Annotated in this window: 15 protein-coding genes; 9 read left to right on the top strand and 6 right to left on the bottom strand. The window is 41.1% G+C overall.

All coding sequences use genetic code 11. The features are described from left to right. Positions 1 to 42: 42 nt before the first annotated feature. Both A5888_RS07020 and A5888_RS07015 read right to left on the bottom strand, forming a co-directional pair. Positions 43 to 1,320 carry a replication-associated recombination protein A gene (locus A5888_RS07020; RefSeq protein ID WP_086350366.1) on the bottom strand — a complete coding sequence of 426 codons (1,278 nt, stop codon included), beginning with the start codon at positions 1,318 to 1,320 and terminating at the stop codon, positions 43 to 45. 34 nt (positions 1,321 to 1,354) lie between these two features. Next, positions 1,355 to 2,137: a hypothetical protein gene (locus tag A5888_RS07015; RefSeq protein WP_086350365.1), complete on the bottom strand. Its 783-nt coding sequence runs from the start codon at positions 2,135 to 2,137 to the stop codon at positions 1,355 to 1,357. 255 nt (positions 2,138 to 2,392) lie between these two features. Between A5888_RS07015 and A5888_RS07010 the strand changes: the two genes are divergently transcribed. The 8 genes from A5888_RS07010 to A5888_RS06975 all read left to right on the top strand — a co-directional run bounded on the left by A5888_RS07010 (position 2,393) and on the right by A5888_RS06975 (position 10,924). Beyond that, the gene (locus A5888_RS07010) at positions 2,393 to 3,025 is read left to right on the top strand and encodes a DNA-3-methyladenine glycosylase (protein ID WP_086350534.1); all 633 of its coding nucleotides are present in this window, start codon (positions 2,393 to 2,395) and stop codon (positions 3,023 to 3,025) included. Positions 3,026 to 3,028: 3 nt separating this feature from the next. After that, a complete protein-coding gene (locus A5888_RS07005; protein WP_086350364.1) occupies positions 3,029 to 3,514 on the top strand; it encodes a DUF3013 family protein in 486 nt (161 codons plus the stop codon). 15 nt (positions 3,515 to 3,529) lie between these two features. Beyond that, positions 3,530 to 4,477 carry a 50S ribosomal protein L11 methyltransferase gene (gene prmA / locus A5888_RS07000; protein ID WP_086350363.1) on the top strand — a complete coding sequence of 316 codons (948 nt, stop codon included), beginning with the start codon at positions 3,530 to 3,532 and terminating at the stop codon, positions 4,475 to 4,477. A gap of 1 nt (position 4,478) precedes the next feature. After that, a complete protein-coding gene (locus tag A5888_RS06995) occupies positions 4,479 to 5,231 on the top strand; it encodes a 16S rRNA (uracil(1498)-N(3))-methyltransferase (RefSeq protein ID WP_086350362.1) in 753 nt (250 codons plus the stop codon). Between the two features lie 11 nt (positions 5,232 to 5,242). Continuing rightward, complete coding sequence (locus A5888_RS06990; protein ID WP_086350361.1) at positions 5,243 to 5,887, top strand: hypothetical protein; 645 nt, start codon at positions 5,243 to 5,245, stop codon at positions 5,885 to 5,887. 463 nt (positions 5,888 to 6,350) lie between these two features. Continuing rightward, a complete protein-coding gene (locus A5888_RS06985) occupies positions 6,351 to 8,564 on the top strand; it encodes a RelA/SpoT family protein (RefSeq protein ID WP_086350360.1) in 2,214 nt (737 codons plus the stop codon). A gap of 12 nt (positions 8,565 to 8,576) precedes the next feature. Beyond that, positions 8,577 to 9,023, top strand: a complete 447-nt coding sequence (gene dtd / locus A5888_RS06980; RefSeq protein ID WP_086350359.1) for a D-aminoacyl-tRNA deacylase — start codon at positions 8,577 to 8,579, stop codon at positions 9,021 to 9,023. A gap of 134 nt (positions 9,024 to 9,157) precedes the next feature. Further along, on the top strand, positions 9,158 to 10,924 hold the full coding sequence (locus A5888_RS06975; RefSeq protein ID WP_086350358.1) for a choline/carnitine O-acyltransferase: 1,767 nt from the start codon (positions 9,158 to 9,160) through the stop codon (positions 10,922 to 10,924). A gap of 67 nt (positions 10,925 to 10,991) precedes the next feature. Here A5888_RS06975 and A5888_RS06970 read toward each other — a convergent pair whose 3' ends face one another. From A5888_RS06970 to A5888_RS06960, 3 genes are all read right to left on the bottom strand, one after another. Further along, a complete protein-coding gene (locus tag A5888_RS06970) occupies positions 10,992 to 12,386 on the bottom strand; it encodes a M24 family metallopeptidase (RefSeq protein ID WP_170924859.1) in 1,395 nt (464 codons plus the stop codon). After that, the gene (locus tag A5888_RS06965) at positions 12,383 to 13,159 is read right to left on the bottom strand and encodes a DeoR/GlpR family DNA-binding transcription regulator (RefSeq protein ID WP_086350356.1); all 777 of its coding nucleotides are present in this window, start codon (positions 13,157 to 13,159) and stop codon (positions 12,383 to 12,385) included. The genes A5888_RS06970 and A5888_RS06965 overlap by 4 nt, the downstream gene beginning before the upstream one ends. A gap of 167 nt (positions 13,160 to 13,326) precedes the next feature. Continuing rightward, a complete protein-coding gene (locus tag A5888_RS06960; protein WP_086350355.1) occupies positions 13,327 to 15,261 on the bottom strand; it encodes an ABC-F family ATP-binding cassette domain-containing protein in 1,935 nt (644 codons plus the stop codon). A 197-nt stretch (positions 15,262 to 15,458) separates the two neighbouring features. On the opposite strand from A5888_RS06960, the gene A5888_RS06955 reads away from it, so the two are divergent. Continuing rightward, a complete protein-coding gene (locus A5888_RS06955) occupies positions 15,459 to 16,118 on the top strand; it encodes a redox-sensing transcriptional repressor Rex (RefSeq protein ID WP_086350354.1) in 660 nt (219 codons plus the stop codon). Positions 16,119 to 16,185: 67 nt separating this feature from the next. Here A5888_RS06955 and A5888_RS06950 read toward each other — a convergent pair whose 3' ends face one another. After that, on the bottom strand, positions 16,186 to 16,851 hold the full coding sequence (locus A5888_RS06950) for a CPBP family intramembrane glutamic endopeptidase (protein ID WP_086350353.1): 666 nt from the start codon (positions 16,849 to 16,851) through the stop codon (positions 16,186 to 16,188). Positions 16,852 to 16,931: the final 80 nt, after the last annotated feature.

Raw genomic sequence — 16,931 nt, 5'->3', positions numbered from 1 at the left:
CATAGCTTTTTACATTGAGCAATGAGATTGCTTTTACAAAATTTAGGAATTTTTCTTCCAATTTTGAATGTTATTATATTGCTGATGCAATGCCTGCTCGTACTTTCCTGTATCGATCGGCTCGTAGTAATGGGCCTGTTTCAGTTTATCAGGAAGATACTGTTGGTTCACCCAGGCATTTTTAAAATCATGTGGGTATTGGTAGCCGATTCCCCGGCCCAACTCCTTTGCACCTGAATAATGACTGTCTCTTAAATGATCAGGCACCTCACCGGCGTTTCCTGCTTCGATATCAGCAATTGCACGGCTTAGAGCTGAGTTAGCCGAGTTTGATTTTGGCGAAAGACAAAGCTCTACAACCGTCATGGATAACGGCATGATGGCTTCAGGAAACCCTAATTTTTCTGCAGCTTGTACAGCAGTTACTGCTCGAGCGGCGGCGGCTGGGTTTCCCAAGCCGATATCTTCATATGCGACAACCATTAGCCGACGACAAATAATCGGTAGGTCTCCGGCAACAACCAGTCTACCTAAATAATGAAGGGCTGCATCAACATCACTACCGCGAATTGATTTCTGAAAGGCAGAAATGACATCATAATGTGCGTCCCCATTTTTGTCATGAGTCAGTGCTTTTCTTTGGACACACTCTTCAATGATTGACAACGTAATAATAATTTTATCTTCCTCATTTTTAGGAGTAGAACGAACGGCCAACTCAAGGCCGTTCAATGCGCTTCGCAGATCACCGTTTGTCGCTCTGGAAAGGTGCTGCAGCGCTTCTGGTTCAAGTGTTACCGGATAGTCTCCCAAACCGCGTTCTTTATCAGTTAGAGCCATTTCGATGGCCGCTTGAATATCCGATTCACTTAATGGTTTTACTTCAAAGATCTGTGTCCGACTGCGAATGGCCGGATTGATCGTGATATAAGGGTTTTCGGTTGTTGCGCCAATCATAATGATTCGTCCGCTTTCTAAATGGGGCAAAAGAAAGTCCTGTTTTGTTTTATCCAAACGGTGGACTTCATCAAGTAGAAGGATGACTGTGCCGCTCATTTTTGCTTCTTCTGCTACGATTTGCAGGTCCTTTTTCGTGTCTGTTGCTGCATTCAGCATACGAAATGCATAATTGGTCGATCCGGCAATTGCACTGGCAATACTTGTTTTACCGGTACCGGGAGGACCGTATAGAATCATTGAGGACAGCATGCGGGCTTCGACCATACGCCGGATGATTTTCCCTTCGCCGACTAAATGAGTCTGTCCGACAACCTCGTCGATGTTTCTGGGACGCATTCGATAAGCAAGTGGCTTTTGCATAGATAAACTTCCTTTCTAAGGAGTGAAATAGTTTTTATAAATGGTTATAGTAAGACAATGCTCGCTCTGCATGACTACTTATGTATGGTGTAGCTTTCTGTACGGCTTTCTTGAGATATGGAATGGCCGGTCGATACTGATGAAAGGCAAAAATATACGGGAGTTCCTGTAAAACATACATGTTATCTGAGTTGAAGAATATCAATAATTCATCCAAATGCTCGTAAGGCATGATATAGCAAAGTTGAAACACGGTTTGGGCATAATGCTCTTCGTCATCGGAAAGTGAGTCAAGAATAGCTAAAAGTTGCATTGCAGCAGTATAATTCGTTTCTATTTCTTCCAATGATTGTGAATGCGCAGGATAGTCCGCATGATAGCTTGTTGATTGCTCAGCTGAAAAAAGAGTTGGTATTGCAAGATCAGTTGAGTCATCCATAATACTAGTAATAAAAGAATCCATACTACTGTATAGGGGTGCATAGAATGCATTAGAATGATCAAGAATCATTATCTTTCCTTTTAACGGACCTCGATAAAATAGTCCGGCGTAGTTGCTTGTTTCATCACCCCATAAAAAGCAGACATCGGGTAGAAAGTCTGTCATGAATGCCAATGCTTGGTGCTCCTCCTGAGTGATAGGATGGATCGAATAATTTTGATGGACGTAACTATAGGCAGTGAAGCTCGATTTTTCGCTTTCACTGAGTCCATAGTCAGCTAAATAGTCATAGTTGATAGCACCTGTTTCCTCAACACTTGAGGTTGATCTATTTTCAGGATACTTCGAACCAAATAGTTTTTTGAAAATGCTCATGAGCGGACCCTTTCATGCCAAAAATTCCTATATGTTGGCAAATTTTTCTTCAGATACACCCTAGTATACCATGTTTTCTTAAAAGAACATACATTCGTATTTTTAAATGTGATACAATGTAAAAGAAAAATTAACGATCTGGTAGGTAGTTATTTATATGTCAACAGAAATCTGATAGCCAACTAATGCTTATCAGATATGCTGTTTTCATGGCTTATTTGCGAAGGATTGTGTATGATAGAGAGTGGTATAAATATGAACGACGTAATCGAATATTTCAATAATAATAAGACAGAAGACATTGCGCAGTATCTTTTAGGGATGTACTTGGAGCATGAAACGGAAAATGGTGTTCTTGCTGGCTATATAGTCGATGCAGAGGCTTATCTGGGACCGGATGACGAAGCAGCGCATAGCTTTGGTATGCGGGAAACCCCGCGTTTACGAGCAATGTATGAATGTCCGGGAACGATTTATTTATATACGATGCATACTCACTTGATTTTGAACATGGTGACCGGAGAAAAGGGGCAGCCGCAAGGTGTGATGATTCGTGGGCTGCAACCGGCTGAAGGCTTTGAAGAGATGATTCAACGGCGAGGTGGAAAAACAGGTGTTGATGTAGCCAATGGGCCGGGAAAATTAGTTGCAGCATTAGGAATTGAACGAAACTTGTATGGACAGTCGATTTTTAATAGTTCATTGCATCTGGTTCCCGAAAAACGAAAATATCCGAAAAAAATTCTCGCACTACCGCGAATCGGTATTCCAAACAAAGGGATTTGGACTGATATGCCTTTACGTTATGCAGTTGCAGGAAATCCATATATATCTTTACAAAGAAAAAGTGAGATCGACAAAAATTCATTTGGTTGGAAGGATGCTTAAAAGATGAAAAAAGAAACAATGCTGGATTACTTAGACAGACAGCTTAGCGAAAAAATCAATGAGTTTGACACAGCAATTGATTGGGATACACGGAATCATACAATAGAATTGATTGTTCGCCTGTTTGCTGAAAACAAAGAGGGAGAATCAATCGATGATACACAAGGTGTTGTATCGGAAGAAGAAGTGATTGAGTTTGAGGATGGCTTGATTTTTTATAATGAGCAGAAAACAAAACAGAAGCCTGATCCCGAAGAGTATTTGGCTGTCATTCCATTTGATGGAAAAAAAGGGTTAAAAAAATCTGTGATCGACGGTACTTTGGCTTATCTAAATGAGGTACTGATTGATGGTCAGGATGAACTTCTAGATTTTTTGAATGATCCTGAAAAGGAAACATTTGAGCTGGTTTGGGAGACAGAGAAATTCAATAAAGCAGTGGAACAAGCAGAGGAAAATGATGTTTTTCTGCCGTATCCAAGCTACTAAAAGGACGGTATAGAAATGAAGTGGACTGAGGTAAAGGTTGAAACCGCAAGCGAGGCAGTCGAAGCGATCTCGAACATCATGATGGAAGCAGGAGCTAGTGGTGTTGCAATTGAGGATGCACTAGATGTAGAGAATTTTGAGAGTGATTTATATGGCGAAATCCTTGACAAGGAGCAGTTTACCCATATCAAAGAGGGCGCCTTGGTCATGGCTTATTTTCCTGAAACGACATTCTTGCCGGAGATTCTTCCGTTTATTAAAGAGAATATTTCGCGGTTGCCAGAGTTTGGTCTGTCAATCGGCAAGAACGAGTTGACGGTTAGTGAGGTTGCTGAAAATGATTGGGCAACAGCGTGGAAAAAGTATTATCACCCTGTACGAGTGACAAGATACCTAACGATCGTCCCTAGCTGGGAAAAATACGAGCCGGCGGATGACAAAGAGAGTATTATTACGCTTGATCCGGGAATGGCATTCGGAACAGGAACACATCCGACGACCAGACTGACACTTCAAGCAATGGAAACCGTTTTGAGAGGTGGCGAGACACTACTTGATGTCGGTACAGGTTCAGGTGTGCTGAGTATTGCCGGAAAATATCTTGGTGCGGGCACTATCCATGCTTTCGACTTGGATGAAGTCGCAGTGACTGCTGCAAAAGAAAATATGGCAATGAATCCTGTGGCAGCAGATGTTCAGGTTTCAGCCAATAACCTGTTGACTGGTATTGAGCAGCCAGCAGATGTGATCGTTGCGAATATTTTGGCGGATATCATTGTTTTAATGATTGAGGATGCCTACCGTTTATTGAAAGAAAATGGTACATTCATTGTCTCCGGAATCATTCATGAGAAGAAGGACATGGTACTTGCGAAAATGACGGAGACAGGTTTTCTTGTCGATCAGATTTTTCAACAAGGTGACTGGTATGCAATTATTTTAAAAAAATCAGAGGACGAATAACATGCAGCGCTATTTTATAAATGAAACATACGAGAACCATTCGGAGTTTTCAGTTACAGGTGAAAATTATCATCATATTGTACGTGTGATGCGGATGAAACCGGAGGATCAACTATTTCTGGTATTTGATGACAGTGTCGTGATTCAAGGGGAGATTGTAGCAGTCAATGAACAAGAAGTATTGGTTCGTGAGCTTTCTAAGGAAGAGACGGATAAAGAGCTTCCGGTAAATGTGACGATTGCTTGCGGATTGCCTAAGGGAGATAAGCTTGAATGGATCGTTCAAAAAGGAACAGAGCTCGGTGCGCATCGCTTTATCGGTTTTCCTGCTAAAAATTCAATCGTGAAGTGGGACCACAAAAAACGTGGAAATAAAGTAAAAAGATTGGGAAAAATTGCTCAGGAAGCTGCGGAGCAATCGCATCGGCAACTAATGCCGGATGTTCTTTTGCTAGAGAAAGAACAAGAATTGATTGCACTCTTTTCTCAATATGACAAGGTTCTCATCGCATATGAAGAATCAGCTAAGCAGGGAGAACAACGTGTGCTGGCAGAGACTTTATCACAGTTGAAACAAGGAGATAGCTTGTTGTTTGTTTTTGGACCTGAGGGTGGCTTTTCACCAGATGAAATTGATATATTTTATGAAAATGGAGGAATCAGTTGTGGTCTTGGTCCGCGTATTTTACGAGCGGAAACAGCACCGCTGTATGCCTTAAGTGCAGTCAGCTATCAACTGGATATGTTGTTATAGGGGGCTAGTTAATGGGGATAGACTTAAATCGAATATCGGTGATGCTGCTTGATCCATCAATGACAGATCAGCAGTTGAAAGAAGAAATACTATTTATCAGAAACTACAAGGTAAAAATGGTCATCGTCCTCCCATGCAATGTTGTCAGAACAAAGCAACTGTTGGAAGGAACGCCGATTCATGTGGGCAGTGTTGCAGATTACCCATTAGGTGCTGGGACGTTGGGAAAACAGGCATTTGAAACGGGCGAGCTGTATAAAAACGGTGCAACAGAGGTTCACATTGTAGCGACATTAGAAAACCTAGCAGTTATCAAACAGACCTATCAGATGCTTGCTCCACTATCCTTTGGCAAAGGTTCTATAGGATTCTTTATCGATATAGCAGAAATGACCGAAGAAGAGCGAGGAAAAATCGCATTTCAGATGGGCAGAGTGAACGTCAAGGTCATTTCATTAGGGTATGCGCTATCTGTAGAGAAAGCATTGTTCTATATTGGAATGTTCCGAGCAGTCAAAGAAAGACCGCTACATATACAAATCAATGTCGACTCTCCTACCTTACTGGAGATGGAGATTCTGCTTCAGGGTGGCGCGAATACTATCGGAGTCAACAATCCGAGAGAAATTCTACCATTGTTTGATGAATCAGTCTAAATCAGGGAATTGAAAATCTGAAAATTTCAGGTATAATAAGAGTGTTGAAAGTGCTGCTGCTTCAAGTAGTACTTTTCTTTTTTATCTAAAAAATCTTTTAAAAGATTGCTTATACATAAAGCACCGATAATTGGTTACGTGCTGAGAAATAGGGACGCCATAGGTACTACTAGGGCAATGACTAACGAATCACAAGAGCGAAGAAAACAACCAAACCCTGCCTGATTTCCTCCATAGTAAAAAGGAGGGCCATTATTCTGTTGTAGGAACCTCTAGAAATAATGGACATCGGACCACCAGAATGAAGGAACCAGACAGTTATCTGACTGGTTCCATCCATAGTTATAAAGAGTACTATTACTCTTGTGTAGGAACTTCTAGAGTAATAGATAACGGACCATCAAAATGAAGAAAACAGGCAAACCTTGCATGTTTTCCTCTACAGAACAAAGGAGTGAGAATTTTGCCCAAAGATGAAATCGTAACGGGTCCTGAAGTCATAGGGATCGTATCAAAGTATATGTCGAAAGAGCATACGGCTTTTGTCGCCAAAGCGTACAAATATGCGGAAAAGGCTCATGAAGGACAAATCAGAAAATCAGGTGAACCGTACATTATTCATCCGATACAAGTAGCGGGAATTTTAGCTGAACTGCATATGGACCCTCACACAGTTGCAACTGGTTTTTTACATGATGTTGTAGAAGATACAGAAGTGACCTTAGAGGATTTAAAAGACGAGTTTGGTGAAGATGTTGCTATGCTGGTAGACGGGGTAACAAAGCTTGGGAAAATCAAGTATAAATCTCATGAAGAGCAGCTGGCTGAAAACCATCGGAAAATGCTGTTGGCAATGGCTCAGGATTTACGGGTTATCATGGTTAAGCTAGCAGATAGATTACATAATATGCGTACGTTGAAGCATCTGCGTGATGATAAGCAACGCCGGATTGCTCAGGAAACTTTGGAGATTTACGCACCTCTTGCCCATCGTTTAGGGATGAGTCGTATCAAATGGGAGCTAGAAGATACAGCTCTTAGATACATCAATCCGAAGCAATACTACCGCATTGTTCATTTGATGCAAACAAAGCGTGAAGAGCGTGAAGAGTACATCGTAGAAGCGGTAGAGGATATTAAGAAAGCTACGGAAGACTTGGAAATCTATGCGGAAATCTATGGTAGACCGAAGCATATTTATTCGATTTATAGAAAAATGAAGGATCAGAAAAAACAGTTCACAGAAATCTATGATCTGCTTGCGATTCGAGTGATCGTTGATTCTATTAAAGACTGTTATGCTGTTTTAGGTGCAATTCATACAAAATGGACGCCAATGCCAGGGAGATTCAAAGACTATATTGCCATGCCAAAAGCGAACATGTATCAGTCGATTCATACAACGGTTATCGGGCCAAAAGGAAACCCTGTCGAGGTACAAATCAGAACACACGAGATGCACCAAATTGCTGAGTTCGGGGTTGCTGCTCACTGGGCATACAAAGAGGGCAAAACAGATAAGGTTGAAGAAAGTGACGACAGTAGACAACTGAGCTGGTTCCATGAAATATTAGAGCTTCAGGATGAAAGCTTTGATGCCTCTGACTTTATGGAAAGTGTCAAAGGAGATATTTTCAGTGATAAAGTCTATGTGTTTACACCAACAGGGGATGTTACTGAGCTACCAAAAGGATCTGGACCGCTCGATTTTGCTTATAGTGTGCATACAGAAATCGGCAACAAAACAACAGGTGCCAAGGTCAATGGTAAGATGGTTCAATTGGATTATACCTTGAAAAACGGTGATATCATTGAAGTGTTGACTTCTCCAAATTCGTTTGGACCAAGTCGTGACTGGCTGAAAATGGTGAAAACCAGTAAAGCTCGTAATAAAATCAAACGCTTCTTCAAGGTTCAAGATAGAGAAGTGAACATTATCAAGGGGCATGATGCAATCAGTAAATTCTTGAATGAACATGGTTTTATGCCAAAAGAATTTATGAGTAAAACAAAAATTGCTGAAGCTGTTGAACGCTTTAACTATCAAACCGAAGATGATTTGTACGCTGCTGTGGGATACGGAGAAATCAGCGCACAGGTGGTCGCAAATCGTCTGACTGAGAAAGCACGGAAAGAGCAGGAACTAGAACGTCAGAAGCAGGAAGCCGAAGAGCTGATGACCCAGCCTGTTAAAAAAGAATCCGACAAAATGAAAGTTCGCCATGAAGGCGGCATCGTCATTCAAGGAATCGATAATTTACTGGTACGCTTAAGCCGTTGTTGTAATCCTGTACCAGGAGATAAAATCGTCGGTTACATCACAAAAGGCCGCGGTGTATCTATCCACCGTGCTGATTGTCCGAATGTTCAGCACCAAGAAGAATTGGCTGAGCGGATGATTGAAGTAGAATGGGAAGACACAAACAATATTCGTCAGGAATATGACGCGGATCTTGAAATTTATGGTTACAATCGCAGTGGCCTGCTGAATGATGTTCTGATGGCTGTCAGTACGATGACCAAGAATCTAGTTAGTGTCGAGGCGAAGCCGACGAAAGATAAGATGGCTGTCATTCACATTACTGTGAAAATCCAGAACTTGTCGCATTTAAAAACGATTGTTGATAAAATCAAGAATGTGCCGGACGTTCATAGCGTTCGTCGAACAAATGGCTAGGAGGAAAGCAGAATGAAAGCAGTGATTCAACGTGTCTCTCAGGCGAAAGTCGAAATTGAAGGACAAATGATTGGAGAAATAGGCTCAGGCTTTATGGTTCTATTGGGCATTCATTCAGACGATACACTTGAGGATGTCGGCTATCTTGTTCGGAAAATCGGTAAGCTTCGTGTTTTCGAGGATTCTGAAGGGAAGATGAACTTAGACATCCAAACCGCTGGTGGTGGGATATTGAGTATTTCTCAATTTACATTGTACGCAGACACGAAAAAAGGCAATCGCCCAAGTTTTGTGTCAGCTGCACGACCTGAACAGGCAATTCCTCTATATGAAGCCTTCAATCAACAGCTTCGGGAGATAGGCTTGCTTGTTGCAACCGGAGAATTTGGTGGAGACATGGCTGTTACATTGACCAATGATGGACCGGTAACAATCATTATTGATACAAAAGAAAAATGAACAACAGTCCGCTATTCACGTAAACTTGTGAATGGTGGGCTGTTTTACTGTAGTGTAAAAGTATTCTATGTAAATGGGTGCTGAATCAGGTATAATGGATTATTGAGTAAGCGTTAACAATTTTGGAGGTCTTAATGAAAAAGTATAAAGAAGAACTATTGCCATTATTGGGGAAATTACCTGTACCAGAACTAACACATACCATGAGCCAGCTTGTTGAATGGGCTGCGCCGTTTTTGACAGACTTAGAACAAAGGGACTTCGAAAAAATCGTGAAGCAGTTTTCCACAAATGAGGGGCTGAAACTTCAAGAACGATTGGAATTACATTGGCAAGAAACAGAAGGGAGCTGGTTAGCTGATTTTTGGCAAGAAAGCTATTTGAATGGGCGCGGATATGTTCAGAGTGAAACAAACTTTGGGCTAGTGATTCAAGATGAGGCGCATCGGTGTGTTTCGTCACGTGCAGAAAAGGCGGCACAGCTCATTTATCAGTTAACTAAGATTTACCTTGCTTTCGTTGAGGAAAGTTATCCGCTAGAATTTGCAAAAAACAAGCAGCATGTGGATATGTCTTATTATGAAAATTTTTTTGGAAGCTGTAGAACACCAACTATTGATAAGGATCTGTTTTTCAAAAATGAACAAGCCAATAATTATGTCCTTATTTTGAATGAAGGGAATTATTATCAGCTTGAAGTCATCGATTCATCTGGAAACCTGCATTCTTTGAAAAGTATTTTAGAAAATATCAACTACATTTTAGCTGTAAAACAACCTGCTTTGAGCGGTGAAAGGGATCTGGCCTATCTGTTCGGTGTTGACAGAAGCAATGCTTATCAGGCCTATCAACAGTTGAATAGACAAAAAGAGAATGCAGAAAATTGTCAGCTGATTGAAACAGCATTATTTATTTTGAGTTTCACTGACGGAAAGGATGAAACAGTCGAGGAACGTGTAGCTACCATGCTGTTGAACGGGCAGGATCAGATTTTTACCAAGACACTCCAGGCACTGATTACTAAAAATGGTTCAATCGGGTTTAACATTGAACATACAGCGGTCGATGGCGTTCCGACAATGAACCTATTGGCAAAGGTATTCGATGCAATCAAAATGGAGACCCTTGTTACCAGTCAAAGGCAGGAGACGAGCTTGATCAATCGATTGTCCTGGCAGTTTTCTCCGGAATTGCTTGAGATGTTGGTACGGTGCCGCAGAGCAGTGGAAGAAGAGGCCGCAGCATACTCTATTCATCATCGAACAGTTGATGGCATTGGGAAAAATGTATTGAAAGAGCTCAAGATAAGTCCGGATGCGTATTTTCATATGGCGCTGGCAGTAGCGCAAAAGGATGTTTTTGGGTGTTTGAAATCAGTTTATGAACCGGTGGCGATGCGTGGATTTTATGGTGGTCGAACGGAATGTGCACGTTCCCTGAGTACGCAGAAGAAGATTTTTTCAGAAGCATTTTTAAATAAAGAAAAAGCGTTCGAGAAAGCAGAGCTGACTGAATTGTTTCTGGATGGAATAGCTGCTCACAGCAAGAGACTGGTCAAGTGTCAAAAAGGCCTAGGAGTGGAACGTCATTTATTTGGCTTACAGAAGATGGTGCCCGATTCGCTTGACGCAGCCTATTTTTTCCAGTCAGAAGCAATCAAAAAATTAACAAGAAACTTTCTTTCCACGACAGGTATTCCCAGTGATTTATTGGAGTCATTCAGCTTTTGTCCGGTAGATCAAGAGGGGTTTGGGCTGTATTACGGAATACTAGAAGATAGAATAGTGCTCACTATTTCTTCTAAAAAGGAGCAGCGAGAAGAAGGTAAATTGCTGATCCAACAGCTGGAATTCTACCTGTTGGATCTACTGAAGTTATTCAATCAAACAGATAGAGAATAGTGGCGTGAGTCGTTGTTCAATAGAATAAGGTGCAAAGGACGATAGTTGTCCTTTGCGCTTTTTTGGTTTATTTTTCGAGGTACAGTGCAGTATCTTTAGCCAAGAAAAAGGGGCGTAGATACGCAACTGTATTCGAAAGGGGCAAGATGTCCTTACTTAGCTTGATACCAAGCTCTTGTTCCAGATAGGTGCGTCTTACAAGGATACGCGCCCATAGCTCGGGGTATTGTTGTTGGATGGCGTTCTGCAGATCTTGATCAGCTAGTGCCACACATTCTTCTGCACTGACACCAGTATATCCCTTCACCGATGGTATGATATCGATTTGCAGTATCATACCGCTTTTCAATGTTTCGGTTGAACCAGGATAAATTGGAGAAGACATCCATTCCTCATCTGACACTAAGTGACCCGGGTTCAAATGCCAATGATAGTCTTTTTTTGGAAAGATCGCTTCGATCTGCGTATAGAAGTCACCGCCAGATACTCCTATCTTGATGTGTTCCAACCAATAGGCAACGGTACGGAAATAAGGCTTGACTAGACGTTCCAAATAGTCTTTTTGGTTGTCTGGCAGTTGCTCTTCGGATTGGATGACGAAGCCGGTACGACTAGATAATCCACCTTTGAATGCGGTAGTCAAGGATAGTGAGTCACCAAGAGCTGCCTGCTTATTGGTTGGATAAAGATTGGCCTTTTCAAATCGTTGACCAACTGCTGCGATCGATACGACTGTATTTGGTTGACCTTGAGCAGTCAGATGATTTCCCAAGGTTGTTTCCGCTACGCCTATTTCTACAGCGTCCATTGCTTCTAAGATACAGGAAGAGGAAAGGTTAGCCCCATATTCATAATGGGCGATTTCGTTTGCGTTGTTCGTACTGCGTATGCCGACATCACCATCAACAAACAGATGGGTACCGTTGCTAATCTCTGCCTGAGCGGCTGTTGCGTTTTTAATTGCTTCGACAATAAAATAAGGGAGATCAAAATAGTGAGAAGATACGCTGTTTTTGGTGGTAAACATTTTCCAGCCAACTAACCCAATCTTGTTTTTCTTCTCGATACCTGCCTCCTTGAGCAGCTCTTCCAACGGCTGTTCATTATCCATTGGTTGATTAGGTAATGAAAATAGAGGGCTATGCTTTAGTTCAGCTGGGATTCTGGAATAGTTAGCCATCTTCAAATTTTCATTCCCAAGAATAAGCGTACAAGTTCCAGAGTTATCAATTAATAGCAGACCTTCCTCAAAGCGTGGGATGAAACCAGTCAGGTATTCGAAATTTCCACCATGCTCTTTATCTGCATAGATGATTAACAGATCAAATTTTTCTTTGCTCATCGCGTTTAGCAATTTCTCTTGACGTTCTTTCATTGTGTCATCTGTCAATAAAGTCGGTGCCACGGCAGGAAATATAGTTGGACGTTTGATTTTTCCGAGTCGAATTGATTTATTTGTCATGATTTTCTGTCTCCTTTGAGTGTTGTAAGTATTTTTATATTATTTGCTTCTAATTCTTTGAGTAATGCGCCTTCTGGTATGGTGTCTGTAATCAGGATATCAATGTCGGAAAGGGGACAAATGTTGAAAAAACCGATTTTGTCCATTTTAGAATGGTCTGCCAAAGCAATGACCGTCTGACCGTGCTTGACCATTTCCCGTTTGACCAATCCTTCTTCCTGTGTATGGATAAATACACCCTCAGGAGAAAGAGCAAATACCCCTAACAATGTATAATTTGTGATGTATTGCTTTATGGCTGATACAGTTTCCGCACCAGAAAGGAAAAGCTGCTCCTTATGTAGATTACCGGGTAGGAGAGTAATTGACGCTTGTCCATTTTTAGCTAGCCTTGCCGCATGGGTCAATGAATTTGTGATAGCTGTGATTTTTTTTTGTTGTAGCGGAAGGATTGCTGCCTCAACTGTTGTTGAAGAGTCAAAAAGTATGGATGAGCCGTCTTCAATCAGCTCAGCAACTTGACGTCCGATTGATTGCTTTACGTCATTCGACATATGTGAACGCTCATTGTAGTCAAAGATTACCGCTTCTTTTTTTGTTGAAACGGCACCACCATGGATGCGGCGAACAAGCTGTTGCTGTTCAAGTCGAATTAAATCTCTTCGGATGGTGTCCTTCGATACGTGCATCGTTTCTGCCAGCTCATCAATGGTTGCTCGCTGTTCCTTATCAATAATAGCCAGAATCTGCGCTAACCGTTCTTCTATCAGCATAATCATTCCCCCTATAGAAATAAAATAGCATGTCGTGCAATGTTTTGCAACTTTAATTTTTAATAATGCAAAAAAATGCAATCAGTGATCAATAAAAAAGAAGAAGCAGTGAGTCAGGGGTCCCTGTTTCTTCTTTTTTATTGTCTAGTTGAATCATGTCTGAGAAGCTAGCCTTCCATTTCTTCCAGCTCTAAGCTTAGCTCTTCCCACTCATTTAATTGTTGCTCTTGCTCTGCGCGTTTTTCTTCCAATTCTTTGTTCAAAGCCATCAACTGGACATGGTCCTCCACCATTTCTGGACGACTCATTTCAGCTTCCAGCGTATCGATGCATTCGTCCAGTTCAGCTAGCGTTTCTTCGATTTGTGTGATTTTTCTTTTCAAATTACGTACGATCTTTTGGGCTTCCTTGTTCAAGAAAAAGTCATTTTTGGTTGTATTCACTACTTCTGCTTGCTTCTGATCTGCTGCAGCTAAGGCAGCTAGTTCTTCTTCTTCTTTTTTCTTTTCCAAATAATAATCATAATCGCCTAAATACAGCTTACTACCATTTTCAGAAAGCTCAATAACCTTCGTTGCAATCCGATTGATGAAGTAACGGTCATGGGAAACGAAAAGTAATGTTCCCTCATAATCGATCAGGGCATTTTCCAAGACTTCTTTATTGTCGATATCAAGGTGATTGGTCGGTTCATCCAAGATGAGAAAATTTTCCCTGTTCATTGACAGCTTGGCTAGTGCGACCCGAGCCTTTTCCCCACCACTTAGTAGAGGGATTGTTTTTTCTACATCATTTCCACTAAAAAGGAAGCTGCCTAAAACATTGCGAATCTCTTTTTCCGGTGTGGTTGGATGTTCGTCCCACAGCTCGGCTAAAACAGTTTTGTTTCCATGTAGATTTGCTTGTTCCTGATCGTAATAACCAATCGATACATTGGTCCCAAGTGAAAGCTCTCCTTCAATAAACGGTAGCTTGCCAATAATTGATTTTAACAGGGTGGATTTACCAATCCCGTTTGGTCCAACTAAAGCAATAGCTTCTTGCCGGCGGACATCCATATTGATAGGAGCGGAGAGAATGGTTTCATCATAGCCGATGGCACCGTCTTCTAGCTGTAAGACAACATTTCCGGAGGTTTTTTCGATACCAAAAAGGAAGTTTGCCGATTTTTCATCACCTTGTGGTCGATCCAGACGCTCCATCTTTTCCAATGTTTTCCGGCGACTTTGAGCTCTTTTGGTTGTAGAAGCACGCACCAGATTTCGTGCAACAAAGTCCTCTAACTTATGGATTTCTGTTTGTTGTTTTTCAAAAGCCTTCCATTCGCTTGTCAGCTGTTCTGCTTTTAGTTTCAAGTATTTAGAATAATTGCCTTTGTAATAATGCATTTTTCTTCTGCTTAGCTCATAAATTTCTGTTACGACCTTATCCAAAAAGTACCGGTCATGTGAAACAATCAGCAGGGCACCGGAGTAGTTTGGTAAATAGCCTTCAAGCCACGAGAGCGTCTCGATATCTAAGTGGTTGGTCGGCTCATCCAAAATTAAAATATCCGGTTTTTGCAACAGCATACGGGCTAGAGCTAGACGTGTTTTTTGACCACCTGACAAAGCATTGATCGGTCGCTCATAAAAGCTTTCATCAAAGCCGAAGCCATGTAGAACAGAGCGAATTTCATTTTCCATTCCATAGCCATTGTTGTCAGCAAAATCTTGTTGTAGCCGATCGTATTCCTTCATCAGATTTTGATAATCCGTTGTTTCAGGGTCGACCTGACTGATCAGCTGTTCCAGTTCACGCATTCGATTTTCCATTGCAATGACTGAGGCAAATGCTTGCAACATCTCATCCCAGACATTCTTATCTGAGGCTAGCCCTGTATCTTGAGCTAGGTAGCCAAGTGTCGCTGTTTTACTTTTTGCGATAGTTCCAGCATCCGCCGGGTCGATCCCTGCAATGATTTTCAACAGTGTGGACTTCCCAGCACCATTGCGGCCAACAAGCGCAATCCTACTGTTGTCCGCAATTTCCATTTGTATGTTTTCAAACAAAGTCTCAGCTCCAAAGTATCGAGCAATTTGATTTGCCTGTAATAAAATCATAATTATATCCTCGTTTCGTTTTAATCCTACTCAGTGTAGCATAAAATATAGAAAAATTCAGGTCTGTAAAATGATACAGTTAGCAAATATGTTTCATTTTGGAAATATTTCTGATTTTATGAGCAGTAACATTGCTTTTTCTCAGGCAAAACTGCTATTATTAACAGTGGAGATATAGAATAGTTGGAGGTATGAATGTGAAAGAACAAACGATACCAAAAGCCACTGCTCGGCGGCTTCCTTTATATTATAGGTATTTACGTATTTTATACGATGCAGGAAAAAGTAAAGTTTCTTCAACAGAGTTGAGTGAAGCAGTTCAAGTAGATAGTGCAACGATCCGTAGGGATTTTTCTTACTTTGGTGAGTTAGGAAAACGTGGCTACGGCTATGATGTTGAGAACTTGATGAACTTTTTCGGAAAAACATTGAATGATGATGAATTGACGAATGTTGCGTTGATTGGTGTTGGTAATCTCGGAAGCGCATTATTGAAGTATAAATTCCATCAAAGCAACAGTATTCGTGTAAGCTGTGCGTTTGATATCAATGAGGATATCGTTGGTAGAATTGTGGACGGCGTGCCCGTTTACCCAATCGAAGACATGCTTGAGCAAATCAAGATTCAACAAATCGAAGTAGCGATTTTGACCTTGCCGGCCAGAAAAGCACAGGATGTGGTGAATCAATTGGCAGAAGCGGGAATCAAAGGGATTTTAAACTTTACGATTGCTCGCCTGGCAGCACCTTCCGATGTATTGATCCAGAATGTGGACCTAACAAACGAATTGCAGACCTTGATTTACTTCTTGCATAATGACGATCTTGTTGTGGCTGAAGAAAAAGAACAGAAATAATCAAAACGGCTGAAGCGTTTCGCTTCAGCCGTTTTACTGTCTATATTCTTGTAGAAAAACAATATCTTTATTTCGGTATTTCGACAATACCATAATGCACGATCAATTGAACGATAACAACTAAGGCATTCATTCCACAATGACTGATGATCGATGTCCAGATTTTTCCAGTCATTTTGTAGAGGATTGCAAAGAACAATCCAAGGAAAAAGTAGACAAAAAAGTTTCCATCAAAGTGGATGATTGAAAAGAGTGCAGAGCTGAGAAGGGCTGCCGGCCAAAAACCGGTTTTTTCAAAAGTAAATAAATCCGTCAAAGACCGTCTGAAAACAAATTCCTCCATGATTGGTCCGCCGATGATAGTTGCCAGAATAAACAGCTTATTATCGACGATAATGGAAATGATACTTTCAGTATTTTCAGAGCTTGGTTCTGTATTTGTGATTGCTGTTTGGATACCCATGATAATTGCTTGTAAAAATATCGCAATCAGAATGCCGCTGACACCCAGTAGCAGAATAAAGACAGGAGAAGACAGTTTGCCTTCCTGTTCAATCATTGTAGGTTGTTTGTCTTTAAAGTAAAGAAAAATCATTAGCCCTGCGCCTAAAATATATGTGATCGTAGATGCTGTAATGATAGCATCTTGAGAAAAGGGAGCAACCAGCATAGGCGATAAATATACGGCTAGATAAAGCAAGACCATCGAGATGCTTATCTTTTTTGCAGACATGGAGAACCTCCTTTCAATTTTTGCAATTACCTAAAATTATAGCATAGAGAAAACAAATTCTGTATATAAATTCTGTAAAA

It is taken from the genome of Enterococcus sp. 9E7_DIV0242 (genome assembly GCF_002140975.2).
In the GTDB taxonomy this organism is placed as follows: Bacteria; Bacillota; Bacilli; order Lactobacillales; family Enterococcaceae; genus Enterococcus_L; species Enterococcus_L clewellii.
Note: the sequence above shows the minus strand (reverse complement) of the source record. Positions and strands in the feature narration are given on the sequence as shown.